The organism is Salsipaludibacter albus, assembly GCF_019798055.1.
Classification (GTDB): Bacteria; Actinomycetota; Nitriliruptoria; order Nitriliruptorales; family Nitriliruptoraceae; genus Salsipaludibacter; species Salsipaludibacter albus.
In genome coordinates, this window is record NZ_JAHOPH010000006.1 from 126,785 (window position 1) to 138,991 (window position 12,207).

General features: G+C 71.2%; 11 protein-coding genes. 9 read left to right on the forward strand and 2 right to left on the reverse strand.

All coding sequences use genetic code 11. The features are described 5' to 3' along the window. Nucleotides 1-15 precede the first annotated feature (15 nt). The 7 genes from KR546_RS05675 to KR546_RS05705 all read left to right on the forward strand — a co-directional run bounded on the left by KR546_RS05675 (nt 16) and on the right by KR546_RS05705 (nt 8,782). Entirely contained in the window at nt 16-1,383 is a 1,368-nt protein-coding gene (locus KR546_RS05675; protein ID WP_238443733.1) for a CapA family protein, read from the forward strand. 215 nt (nt 1,384-1,598) lie between these two features. Beyond that, a complete protein-coding gene (locus tag KR546_RS05680) occupies nt 1,599-2,381 on the forward strand; it encodes an ABC transporter ATP-binding protein (protein WP_238443734.1) in 783 nt (260 codons plus the stop codon). Between the two features lie 68 nt (nt 2,382-2,449). Then, nucleotides 2,450-3,292 carry an ABC transporter ATP-binding protein gene (locus tag KR546_RS05685; protein ID WP_238443781.1) on the forward strand — a complete coding sequence of 281 codons (843 nt, stop codon included), beginning with the start codon at nt 2,450-2,452 and terminating at the stop codon, nt 3,290-3,292. Continuing rightward, on the forward strand, nt 3,289-5,208 hold the full coding sequence (locus KR546_RS05690; RefSeq protein WP_238443735.1) for an AMP-dependent synthetase/ligase: 1,920 nt from the start codon (nt 3,289-3,291) through the stop codon (nt 5,206-5,208). Before KR546_RS05685 ends, KR546_RS05690 begins: the two co-directional genes overlap by 4 nt. After that, nucleotides 5,205-6,101, forward strand: coding sequence for a branched-chain amino acid ABC transporter permease (locus KR546_RS05695; protein ID WP_238443736.1), 897 nt, complete (start codon nt 5,205-5,207; stop codon nt 6,099-6,101). Before KR546_RS05690 ends, KR546_RS05695 begins: the two co-directional genes overlap by 4 nt. A gap of 52 nt (nt 6,102-6,153) precedes the next feature. Next, nucleotides 6,154-7,287 (forward strand): branched-chain amino acid ABC transporter permease, encoded by a 1,134-nt coding sequence (locus KR546_RS05700; RefSeq protein ID WP_238443737.1) that lies wholly within the window; start codon nt 6,154-6,156, stop codon nt 7,285-7,287. A gap of 88 nt (nt 7,288-7,375) precedes the next feature. Further along, nucleotides 7,376-8,782, forward strand: coding sequence for an ABC transporter substrate-binding protein (locus tag KR546_RS05705; protein WP_238443738.1), 1,407 nt, complete (start codon nt 7,376-7,378; stop codon nt 8,780-8,782). A gap of 79 nt (nt 8,783-8,861) precedes the next feature. Here the strand turns inward: KR546_RS05705 and KR546_RS05710 are convergent, their stop codons facing one another. Continuing rightward, on the reverse strand, nt 8,862-10,040 hold the full coding sequence (locus KR546_RS05710; protein WP_238443739.1) for a cation:proton antiporter: 1,179 nt from the start codon (nt 10,038-10,040) through the stop codon (nt 8,862-8,864). Then, nucleotides 10,037-10,522 carry a cation:proton antiporter regulatory subunit gene (locus tag KR546_RS05715; RefSeq protein ID WP_238443740.1) on the reverse strand — a complete coding sequence of 162 codons (486 nt, stop codon included), beginning with the start codon at nt 10,520-10,522 and terminating at the stop codon, nt 10,037-10,039. The genes KR546_RS05710 and KR546_RS05715 overlap by 4 nt, the downstream gene beginning before the upstream one ends. Before the next feature lie 204 nt (nt 10,523-10,726). Between KR546_RS05715 and KR546_RS05720 the strand changes: the two genes are divergently transcribed. Then, a complete protein-coding gene (locus KR546_RS05720) occupies nt 10,727-11,554 on the forward strand; it encodes an alpha/beta fold hydrolase (protein WP_238443741.1) in 828 nt (275 codons plus the stop codon). Next, nucleotides 11,555-12,115: a TetR/AcrR family transcriptional regulator gene (locus KR546_RS19580; RefSeq protein WP_238443742.1), complete on the forward strand. Its 561-nt coding sequence runs from the start codon at nt 11,555-11,557 to the stop codon at nt 12,113-12,115. Nucleotides 12,116-12,207: the final 92 nt, after the last annotated feature.

Genomic DNA, 12,207 nt, shown 5'->3' on the forward strand with positions numbered 1-12,207 from the left:
ACCTAGCGTCGGACGATGGACTCCACGCGGCGCCTGCGACCTCGCGTCCGGCCGGCGGCCGGACGTGGACGTCGACGTGGCCCCTCCCGCCTGCCGGTCGTGCTGCTGGTGGTCCTGCCCGTCCTGGTCGGCTGGGGCCTGGCCCGTGACCGGGTCCCCGATCCACCGGCACCCGAACGGGTCGCCACCCGCGCCGCGGCTGCCGGCACCGACCCTGCCGTCGTCGCCGTCCCCGCGTCGATCCGGTGGAGCCGGGGCCGACCCACGGCCGAGCCCACCCCGGATCTGCCGCCGGCGACCGGTCCCGCGTCGACCCGTCCGAGGGTCGACGCCGCCCCCTCCACCACCCCGGCGTCCCCGACCCGCTCGACGACGAACGCAGGCCACGCACCCGTGACGGTCGCCTTCGCTGGCGACGTCCTGCCCCATGCCCGGGTCAACGACCGGGCGGCGGTCCCCGGTGGCGGCTGGGACTTCACGCCGCTGCTGGACCCGGTGCGGCCGGTGCTGGAGCGCGCCGACCTGGCGCTGTGCCATCTCGAGGTGCCGATCGCCCCTGCGGGGCAGTCCGTGACGGCCTATCCGTCGTTCGGCGCACCTGCCGCCCTCGTCGACGGCATCGCCGCCGCTGGATGGGACGGCTGCTCCCTGGCGTCCAACCACAGCCTCGACCGCGGTGTCCGGGGCGTCACCACGACGCTGGAGGCCTTCGACCGGGTCGGCCTCGGCCACGCCGGCACGGCGCGGTCCCGGGCCGAGGGTGGATCGATCACGCGCTACGACGTCGACGGGGTCCGCATCGCCCACCTCGCCTACACCTACGGCCTGAACGGGTACCGGATCCCAGCCGACGCGCCATGGACGGTGGCGACGATCGAGCCCGCGAGGATCGAGCGCGACGCCGCACGCGCCGCCGGGGCCGCCGACGTGGTCGTGGTCAGCCTCCACTGGGGAGCCGAGGGCGTGCACGCGCCCACGGCCGACCAGCGGGACCTGCTCGACGTCCTGCTGCCCTCCGACGACATCGACCTGGTCGTGGGCCACCACGCCCACGTGGTCCAGCCCGTCGAGCACGTGGACGGGACCTGGGTCCTCTTCGGACTGGGCAACCACCTGTCGAACCAGGTGGCCGACGACGAGCGCGACGGGCTCCTGGCGATCGTGACGTTCGGACCCGACGACGACGGTGGGTGGGAGGTCAGCGGCATCGAGGCGGTCCCGACGTGGGTCGACCGCGACACGCACCGGGTCCTGCCCACGACGGCGGAGGTCGCCGACATCACCGACGGCCTGGGTGACCAGCTCGCCGCGAGCCGGACCCGGACCGCCGCCGTGCTCCGCGTCGAGGAGCTGGCCGGCCTCGACATGGCACCCGGACCGTGACCCGGCCCGTGACCCGGACCAGGACGCCACCGGACGTCGTTCGGCTCCACCGGACACCGGTGAGCGCAGGTCGCACGAACGCTCCGACCGCGGTCGGAGTGGCTTCAAACTGGAACAGCCGCTCCTAATCTCCGGCTCGTCCGGGGCAGCCGCCCCGGACGTCGCGCACGATCACCGACCACGACGGTCACTGCTGACCGCAGGGGGCTGCACGCGTGCTGGACGTCCGCAACCTCGAGGTCGTCTACGAGGACGTCATCCTCGTCCTCAAGGGCATGTCGATGCATGTCCCCGACGGCGAGATCGTCGCGCTCCTCGGTCCCAACGGGGCCGGCAAGACGACCGTGCTGCGGGCCCTCACCGGGCTGTTGGACGTCCACCGTGGCGAGATCACGCGCGGGGAGATCAGTTTCGACGGCGAGGTCATCTCGGGTCGCCAGGCCCACGAGATCGTCGCCGGGGGGATCTCACAGGTCATGGAGGGCCGCCGCGTCTTCGCCGAGCTGACCGTCGAGGAGAACCTGCGGGCCGGGGCCTACACGGGTGGTGGCCGGGCCGACGCGAGCGACCGGGTCTTCGACCTGTTCCCGGTCCTCGCCGAGCGCCGTCGAGCGACCGCGGGCTACCTGTCCGGAGGCGAGCAGCAGATGCTGGCGATCGGTCGTGCACTGATGGCCAGCCCACGCCTGCTCCTGCTGGACGAACCGTCGCTGGGCCTGGCTCCGCAGCTGGTCGAGCAGATCCGCGAGCTCATCGTCGAGATCAACGAGCAGGGCACGGCCGTCCTGCTGGTCGAGCAGAACGCGACGATGGCGTTGTCCATCGCCTCGCACGGCTACGTGCTCGAGACCGGCAAGGTGGTCCTGGACAAGTCCGCCGAGGAGCTCCTCGCCGACCAGGACATGCAGGAGTTCTACCTCGGCGTCCACGCGGGCGGTGCCGGCCACTCGTTCCGCGACGTCAAGCACTACCGGCGCCGCAAGCGCTGGCTGTCCTGAGCCGACCGACTGTCACCGCACGTGCACCACCGACCGACCCGACCGATGAGCGAGGCCCACACGTGGCGATCACCCATCCCCTGACGGCTGCGCTGCCGTCGACCCAGGAGGCGCTCCCGGACGGACCCGTCGTGGTCGCCGACGACGTGACCCTGGCGTTCGCGGGCGTCGTGGCGGTCAAGGGCGTGTCCTACGAGGTGGCGCCACGGGAACTGTTCGCGATCGTGGGGCCCAACGGCGCCGGCAAGACGTCCAACTTCAACCTCGTCTCGGGCGTCTACCAGCCGACGTCGGGGAGCATGCACGTCCTGGGCCACGACGTGACGACGATGAAGCCCCACGAGATCGCCCGGACCGGCGTCGCTCGCACCTTCCAGAACATCGAGCTGTTCGAGAACCTGACCGTCGTCGACAACCTGATGCTCGGTCGCCAACAACACCTGCACTACGGCGCCGGGGCCGCGATGCTGCGCACCCGCCGGGTCCAGCAGGCCGAGGTCGCCAACCGCGAGGTCGTCGAGGCCATCGTGGACTTCCTCGACATCCAGTCCCACCGGGACGCACTGGTCGGGATGCTTCCCTACGGCGTCCAGAAGCGGGTCGAGCTGGGTCGTGCCCTGGCCATGGAGCCCAAGCTGCTGTTGCTGGACGAGCCGGTGGCCGGCATGAACCTCGAGGAGACCGAGGACATGGCGAGGTTCATCCTCGACATCCGCGACGAACTGGGCGTGACGATCATCATGGTCGAACACGACATGGGACTGGTCATGGACCTGGCCGACCGGGTGCTGGTCCTGGACTTCGGCGAGGTGATCGCCAACGACGTGCCGTCGGTGGTGCAACGCGACCCGGCCGTGATCCGCGCCTACCTCGGCGGCACCGACATGGCCGAGCTGGAGGGGACCCGATGACCGCGACCGCACCGGCACCGACCATCGACCTCCCACCCACCGCCGCCCCCGTGCTGCGGCTGCGGGCCCACGCCACCGACCCACCCAGCCCGGTGGCGCTGCGCGAGAAGCACCTGGGGATCTGGCAGGACATCACCTGGCAGGAGTACTGGGACCACGCCGAGCTGGTGGCACACGGCCTGCTGGCGCTGGGCATCGAGGTCGGCGACCGGGTCGCGGTGCACAGCGAGAACCGCTTCGAGTGGGTCGCGACCGACTTCGGCGCGCAGGCGATCCGCGCCGCCTGCGTCGGCCTGTACCCGACCAATCCGGCGCCCGAGGTCGGCTACATGCTGGCGGACGCCGGTGCCCGGGTCCTGGTCGCCGAGGACCAGGAGCAGGTCGACAAGGTGCTCCAGCTCGACCGGGCGGAGCTGCCCGACCTCGAGGTGATCGTGTACCTCGAGGAACGGGGCGTGCGCGACTACGACGACGACCGACTGCTGAAGTGGGTCGACTTCCTGGACCGGGGCCGGGCCCACCGCGAGTCCCACCCCCACGCCGTGGACGAGCGGCTCGCCGCGATCACCGACGACGACCTCGCACTGCTGATCTACACCTCCGGGACGACCGGGCCCCCCAAGGGCGCGATGATCACGATCGGCAACATCAACTTCGCGATCGCCGCGACCACCTCGCCGACCGGGTTCTTCCAGCCCCCGGTCGGACCGGGCGACATGCTGCTGTCCTACCTGCCGCTGTGCCATGTCTACGAGCGCCTGCTGACCTGCTGGCAGGGCGCCAGCCAGGGCGCCACCGTGCACTTCGCCGAGTCGATCGACACGGTGACCCGCGACCTCACCGAGGTCCAGCCCACGATCTTCGCCACCGTGCCCCGGATCCTCGAGAAGATGCATGCGGGGGTCTCGGTGCGCATGGCGTCGGCGTCGCGACTCAAGCGGGCCAACTGGAAGGCCTGGACGTCGGTGGCACGCCGGATCGGCACGACCAAGGTCGCCAACGACGGCAACCACACGGCGGGCACGCGCGTACTGGAGGCGGTCGGGGACGTGTTCCTGTTCCGGGCACTCAAGGAGCGGCTGGGCCTGCAACACTGCCGGGCCGCCATCTCGGGGGCCGCGCCCATCGCCCCGGAGCTGCTCGAGTTCTTCATGGGCATCGGGGTCCCCATCTCGGAGGCCTACGGCCAGACCGAGAACTGCGCCGTCGCCACGGCCAACCCGCTGGACGACATCGTGCTGGGCACGGTCGGCATGCCACTGGAGGGCATCGAACTGCGGCTGGACGACCAGACCGGCGAGATCCTGGTGCGCCACCCCGCGGTGTTCCCGGGCTACTGGAACCGGCCCGACGCGACCGCCGAGACGATCGACGCCGACGGGTGGCTGCACACCGGCGACGTCGGCGAATGGGTCGGCGACCACCTCAAGATCGTCGACCGGATCAAGGACATCATCATCACCGCCGGCGGCAAGAACATCTCGCCGTCGGAGATCGAGAACAGCCTCAAGACCTCGCCCTTCGTCAAGGAGGCGATCGTCATCGGGGACCGCCGCAAGTTCATCTCGGCCCTGGTCGGGATCGACGACGAGGTGGTCGGCAACTGGGCCCAGGCACGCAAGATCCCCTACACGACCTATCGCGACCTGTCCGAACGACCCGAGGTGGTCGAGCTGGTCGCCGGCGAGGTCGCCGCGACCAACGACAAGTTCGCCCGGGTCGAGCAGGTCAAGGAGTTCCGGCTGCTGCCCAAGCTGCTGGACCACGACGACGGCGAGGTGACCGCGACGCAGAAGGTCAAGCGCTCGGCCATCGCCGAGATCTTCGCCGACCTGATCGAGGACATGTACGGCGGTGGTCGGCCGCCGGCGGACCCGCCCACCACGGCGGCCCCCGACCGGGAGGGGGGACGGTGACGACGTTCCTCCAGGCGGTGGTGTCCGGACTCGCCCTGGGCACGATCTATGCCCTGCTCGCCCTGGGGTTCGTGATCATCTACCGCGCCACCGACGTGGTGAGCTTCGCCCAGCCCGCCCTGATGGTCTTCGGCGCCTACTGGGCGATGTACTTCGCGACCGTGATCGGGTGGAACTTCTGGGTCGCGGTGGTGATCGCCGCCGTGCTGGGCGCGGTCATGGGCGCCGTCATCGAGCGGCTGTTCCTGCGACCGCTCGTCGGCCGGCCGGTCTTCTCGGCGGTGATGGTCACGATCGGGCTCGACATCGTCCTGCGGGTCATCGTGGACGACCTGCTGGGGATCAACCAGCGGACCATGGGCGACCCGTTCGGCCTGCAGACCGTGAACATCGGCGGGATCACCATCCCCCAGTCCGACCTCGCCGCGATGCTCGGGGCCATCCTGGTCATCAGCGCCCTGCTGGTGTTCTACCGCACCACCAAGTACGGCCTGGCCATGCGAGCGGCCGCGTTCGACCAGGAGGCCGCCATGGCCCAGGGCATCCCGGTCGGGCGGATGTTCGGCCTGGCATGGGCCCTGGCGGGGTCGATGGCCGCGATCGCCGGCACGTTCATCTCGATGGGCAACTCGTCGCTGTCGCGCTCCACCTGGGTGTTCGCGCTGCGTGCCCTGCCGGTGATCGTCCTGGGTGGACTGGACTCGATCCGCGGGGCGATCGTCGGCGGGCTGATCATCGGCGTCGCCGAACGACTGGTGGCCGCCTACCAGCCCGGGGCGGCGCCGTGGCTCGGCGCCGGGTTCGAGCTGGTCGTGCCCTACATCGTCATGCTCGTGGTCCTGCTCGTGAAGCCCTACGGGCTGTACGGCACGGCCGAGGTGCAACGGGTGTGAGGAGCGCGACGATGACGATGACGACGCCGACCGGACCTCGGGGGGACGCCTGATGGCCACGCGCCCCCGGATGATCCGGTCCCATCGCGACGCGATGGCGCTGGTGCGGACCCCGACCCGGGCCGTGTGGCTCGGGATCCTGCTGGTGTTCGCCTTCGCCGCACCACTGTGGATGTCCAACGGACTGCTGTTCCTCCTCCTGGCCGGGCTGGCCTACATCGTCGGCGCGATCGGGCTCAACCTCGTCAGCGGGTACGCCGGCCAGCTGTCGCTGGGCCACGCCTTCTTCCTGGCGGTGGGTGCCTACACCGCCGCAGTCATCTCGGGACCCTCGACCCAGACCACGTTCGGACTGGGGATCAACGAGATCCTGGTCTGGCTGCCCGCGGCGGGCATCACCGCCGGGCTGGCCGGCTTCCTGGTCGGTCCGATCGCGACCCGCCTGCGAGGGCTGTACCTCGCGATCGTCACCCTCGGACTGGTGCTGGTCGGCGACCACGTGCTGCGGACCTGGACCGGTCTGACCGGTGGGGTCGGGTTCGGGCGACAGGCACCGGACCCCACGCTGCTGGGCCTCGACCTGTCCACGACCGGGCCGATCCTGGGTGTCGACGTGGCCCGCAGCGCACTGCTGTACTGGTTCAGCCTCGTCGTGGTGATCCTGCTGACGATCCTGGCGCTGAACCTGGTGCGGTCCCGGACCGGGCGGGCCTTCCAGGCCGTGCGCGACCGCGACGTCGCCGCCGAGATCATGGGCATCGACCTGACCCGCACGAAGCTGATCGCCTTCACGGTGTCGTCGGCCTACGCCGGCATCGCCGGGGCGATGCTCACGATGCGGCTGGAGACGATCGAGGCGACGCAGTTCAACCTCCTGCTGTCGTTCCTGTTCATCGCCATGATCCTGATCGGCGGCATCGCCTCGATCCCCGGGTCGATCGCCGGCGCACTGGTGATCGCGATCCTGCCCGACATCGCCGGTCCCCTGGGCAGCGTCCTGACCCCGGTGTTCGAGACCCTGACGTTCTGGCGCGCCGACGCGGGGTTCCCACTCGACGAGTTCCAGCTCGAACAGTTGCTCTACGGCGCCCTGCTGATCGCCTTCGTCCTGCTCGAGCCCCGGGGCCTCATCGGCCTCTGGGTCCGCGTCCGCAACTACTGGAAGGCCTTCCCATTCTCGTACTGAGCAGCGTCCTCCGGACGCACGCCTGCTTCGGCAGGCACCCCGACACGAACACCCCCGGCACAGCCGGGACCACACAAGGAGATACCGCATGAGATCGTTGCGAGGACGAACCCGCACCGTTGCCGCGCTGGCCGCCGCGACCGCCCTGGTCCTGGCCGGCTGCGGCGGTGACGACGGGGCAGACGAGACCACCGACGAATCGACCGCCACGGAGGAGGAGACGGCGACCGAGGACGCGACCGCGACCGAGGAGATGACCGAGGAGGCGACCGCCTCCGAGACCGCGGCCGCCGGCGGCGAGGTCGCCACCGGCCGTGGCGTCACCGCCGAGCCGTGCCCGGACGGCAATCCCGACCGGGGCTGCATCTACCTGGGCATCATCTCCGACCTCACGGTCGGTCCGTTCGCGCCACTCGGGGCGCCCATCACCGAGGCCGACGAGGCCTTCTGGACGTGGGTCAACGACAACGGCGGGATCGGCGAGGCCTACGACGTCAACGTGACCGAGTACACCCGTGACTCGGAGTACAACCCGCAGGTCCATGCCGAGGCGTACGAGGAGATCCGGGGCGAGGTCCTGGCCATCGCGCAGTCGCTGGGCACGTCCCAGACGCTGTCGGTGATCGAGGCCATGGACACCGACAACATGGTCGCCGGTCCGATGACCTGGTGGTCGGGCTGGAACTACAACGACCTGATCCTGCAGTCCGGCTCGTCGTACTGCGCGCAGGGCATGAACGGCATCGACTACGTCGCCGACGAGGTCTCGTCGGTCGCGATCGTCAAGTTCCCCGGGGACTACGGCGAGGACTGGGCCGCAGGCGTGCGCCTGGGCGCCGAGGCCGCCGGTGTCGAGGTGCTCGGCGAGGACATCGAGCAGGTCCCGATCTCGGCCGGTGGCGACGTCGCCGCGGCCGTCGGCGAACTCGCCGGCATGGACCCGGCCCCCGACGCCATCTTCATGGCCACCGGTCCGAGCGAGCTCGGCGAGATCGCGGGTGGGCTGGCCCAGCAGGGCTACCAGGGCCGCTACGTCGGGTCCAACCCGACCTACAACGGCGCACTGCTCGACTCACCCGTCGGTCCGGTGCTCGAGGCGTCCTACGTCGTCATGGGTGCGTTCGAGGCCTACAACGGCGAGTCGGTGGCGCACGACAACCTGCGTGCGGCCATCCCCGAGCCGGCCAACGACGGGGCCACCTACGGCTGGATGATGTCCTACCCGCTCCTGTCGGTGCTCGAGGCCGCCTACGAGTCGGGTGACCTCACCCCCGAGGGCGTGCGTGCCGCCGCTGGGTCGGCCACCGTCGACTACGAGGGTGCGTTGCCCGAGCTGGACCTCTCGGCCGAGGGTGCCGACCAGCAGGTCCGGCAGTCGTCGATCAGCGCTCCCGACCCCGAGGGCGTCACCGGGCTGACGACGCTGGAGGTGGACTTCACCGGCCCGACGGCCGAGGAGTACCCGTTCGACGAGCCCTGCTTCAGCCTGAACTGAGCAGGTCGGAGTCCTGACCGGTGGGGTGCCCGCAACATGGGGGCACCCCACCGGCCGTTCGGGCCCCGGGCCCGGCGGGCTATCGCGCGAACGGGAGCCGCACCCGCAGGGACGGTGCGTGGGACCATCGGTCGACGACCCGGGCCAGCACCGGCCCGACGGTCGCGGTGACCAGCACGTAGCCCGCCGCGACGGCCGACAGCCGGGAGCTGCCCCCGGCGGTCACGCCCAGGCCGGCGATGATGATCGAGAACTCGCCCCGTGCGGCCAACAGCGTCGCGGCCCGCCAGCGCCCCCGCGTGCCGATGCCCGCGCGGCGACCGCCGTACCACGCCACGACCCCCTTGGTCAGGATGGTCACGACGGCCAGCAGGACCACCGGGAGCGCGACCGCGGGCAGGACCGACGGGTCGGTGGAGAGGCCGAAGAAGACGAAGAAGACGGCCGCGAAGAGATCGCGCAGGGGCATCAGGAGGGTCTCGGCCCGGTGGGCGGCAGGGCCGGAGATCCCGATGCCGACCAAGAACGCGCCGACCGCGGCCGACACGTGGATCGCCTCGGCGAGGCCGGCCACCAGCAGCGCCACGCCCAGGATCGTGAGGAGGTTGACCTCGTCGGAGTCGGAGAACGCCGCGGCGCTGACGCGCTCCCCGTGGCGCACCGACAGGAACAGGGTGAGGGCGACCGCACCGAGGGCGACCGCGACGGACACGGCCGCACCGACGATCGTTCCCCCGAGCGCGATCGCACCGAGCACCGGCAGGATCACCGCCATGGCGAGGTCTTCGAACACCAGCACGGACAGCACGACCGGTGTCTCGCGGTTGCCCGTCCAGCCGAGGTCGGCCAACACCTTGGCCACGACCCCCGACGACGAGATGTAGGTGACCCCACCCAGGAACAGCGACGGGATCGCGCCGAGGTCGAGCAGCAGGCCGGCCACGAACCCGGGCGTGAAGTTCAACGCCATGTCGGCGAGCCCGATCGGGGTCGCACGACGCAGGTTGTCGGTCAGCTCGCGACCCGAGTACTCCAGTCCGAGCATGAGCAGCAGGAGGATCACGCCGATGTCGGCGCCGGTTTCGACGAACTCCTCCGAGACGTCCAGGGGCAGCAGGCCGCCCTCGCCGAACGCCAGTCCCGCCGCCAGGTACAGGGGGATCGGCGAGATCGACAGCCGGCCGGCGAGCCGTGCCATCAGCGCCAGCAGGAACAGGACCCCGCCGACCTCGAGCAGCACGAGGACGGTGTGGCTCACGTGGCCGTCAGCAGCGTCCGGACGGCCTGGATCCCGTCGCTGGTGCCCGCGACGACCAGCGTGTCCCCCGCCTGCATGGCGAAGTCGGGCTCCGGCGCGGGCACCGGGCCGGTGGACCGGAGCACGGCGACGATGCTCGCCCCGGTGTGGGTGCGGATCGCCATCTCGGCGATGGACCGACCAACGGCCGGTGACGCAGCGTCCACGTCCAGCCAGGCGAAGACCAGCCCCTCGATCTCGTAGCTGCGCTCGTCCGCACGTTCCTCGATGGACAGCACCCCGAGTGACTCGACCAGGCTGTGGGCGTCGTCCTCACTGAGCTGGACGGTCACCCGGGTGGCGTCCGGGTCCTCCGGTCCGCACACGAACACCTCGCGTCGACCGCTGTGGTGCTGGACGACCCCCATGCGGCGGCCCTCCTCGGTCACGAACTCGACCCGTTGGCCGATCCCCGGCAGCTTCGTCTCGTCGAGATGGCCCACGGCGCCGCTCCTGTCGTCCCGGTCGACGACGGTATCCCCAGCATCCGTCTCCGGCCCCCCAGTGGCGTGATGGGCCCCCGGGCTCGCACTCCGTCCGTCGACCCTTGACAAGGCTAAGACTATTAGCCACACTGGGGACCCCCGGAGGCTAAGGCCATTAGCCACCGGTCAGACACCGGGACGACCCGGAGAGGGAGCACCGCCATGGGTCCCGACCCCACGAACGACACGACGACCGGAACGCAGTACCTCGACCGCCCGGGCGGACGCATCGCCTTCGACGTCACCGGCCACGGCCCACTGCTGGTGCTCTCGCCCGGCATGGGGGACGTCCGGGAGTCCTTCCGCTTCCTGGTGCCGCGACTGGTGGAGGCCGGGTACCGCGTGGCCACGGTCGACCTGCGAGGCCACGGGGACAGCGACACGACCTTCGACGACCACGGCGACGTCCCGACCGGCACGGACCTGCTGGCCCTGGTCGATCACCTGGGCGGCCCGGCGGTCCTGGTCGGCAACTCGATGAGTGCCGGCGCGGCCGCCTGGGCGGCTGCCGAGGACCCGGGTGCCGTCCGGGCCCTCGTGCTGCTCGGTCCCTTCGTGCGCCAGCCTCCGTCGAGCCCGGTGCTCGCGATCGCGCTGCGCCTGGGTCTCCTGCGACCCTGGGGCCCATCGGTGTGGTCCGCCTACCACGCCAGCCTGTACCGCGGCGCCCGGCCCGACGACCTCGCCGGTCATCGCGCCCGCATCCGCACCAGCCTCGCCCGACCGGGCGCGTGGCACGCATTCCAGGCCACCACGCAGACCTCCCACGCACCCGTCGAAGCACGCCTGGGCGAGGTCGAGGCGCCGACCCTGGTGGTCATGGGCACCGCGGACCCGGACTTCCCCGACCCCGAGCAGGAGGCCCGCTGGATCGCCGACCGACTCGCGGGCCAGGTCCAACTGGTGGAGGGAGCCGGGCACTACCCACACGCCGAGTTCCCCGACCTGGTGGCCCCACGCATCGTCGAGTACCTGGGTGGGGTGGCCTGAGTGCCCCGCGCCGGACTCGACCCCGACCGCGTGGTGCGGGCCGCCGCCGACCTGGTCGACGACGTCGGCCACGACCAGCTGACCCTCGCGGCCGTCGCCGCCCACTTCGACGTGGCCGTCCCCAGCCTCTACAAGCACGTGGGCGGGATCGACGACCTGCACGGCCGGCTCGCGGTGCTGGCGGTCGAGGAGCTCGGGGCACGACTCGCCGCCGCGGCCGGCGGACCCCACGCCGGGGACGAGCCGTTCCGGACACTGGCTCGGGCGTACCGGGCCTACGCCGTCGAGCATCCCGGCCGCTACGCGGCCACGGTCCGTGCTCCCGGCCCCGACGACGTCGCCCTGCGTGCCGCCAGCGACGCGGTGCTCTCGACCGTCCTGGCGGTGCTCGGGGACCTCGGGCTCACCGGCGACGACGCTGTCGACGCCGCCCGTGCCGTCCGCTCGGCCCTGCACGGGTTCGTGACCCTCGAGGCCGCCGGGGGGTTCGGGCTGCCGCGCGACGTCGACCGGTCCTTCACCTCGCTGGTCGACACGCTGCATCGGGGCCTTCTCGCATGAGTGGACCCGGGTCCCGACCGATCGACGCCTGACGTCTCGTCGACCCCGAGGTCCTGCCGAGGGGCGGACCATCGGCGGACCGCACCGGGCCG

Excerpts from the sequence above, each read along its gene's own strand:
- KR546_RS05675 (WP_238443733.1), top strand. The coding sequence starts at position 16 with ATGGACTCCACGCGGCGCCTGCGACCTCGCGTCCGGCCGGCGGCCGGA.
- KR546_RS05690 (WP_238443735.1), top strand. The coding sequence starts at position 3,289 with ATGACCGCGACCGCACCGGCACCGACCATCGACCTCCCACCCACCGCC.
- KR546_RS05700 (WP_238443737.1), top strand. The coding sequence starts at position 6,154 with ATGGCCACGCGCCCCCGGATGATCCGGTCCCATCGCGACGCGATGGCG.
- KR546_RS05705 (WP_238443738.1), top strand. The coding sequence starts at position 7,376 with ATGAGATCGTTGCGAGGACGAACCCGCACCGTTGCCGCGCTGGCCGCC.
- KR546_RS05720 (WP_238443741.1), top strand. The coding sequence starts at position 10,727 with ATGGGTCCCGACCCCACGAACGACACGACGACCGGAACGCAGTACCTC.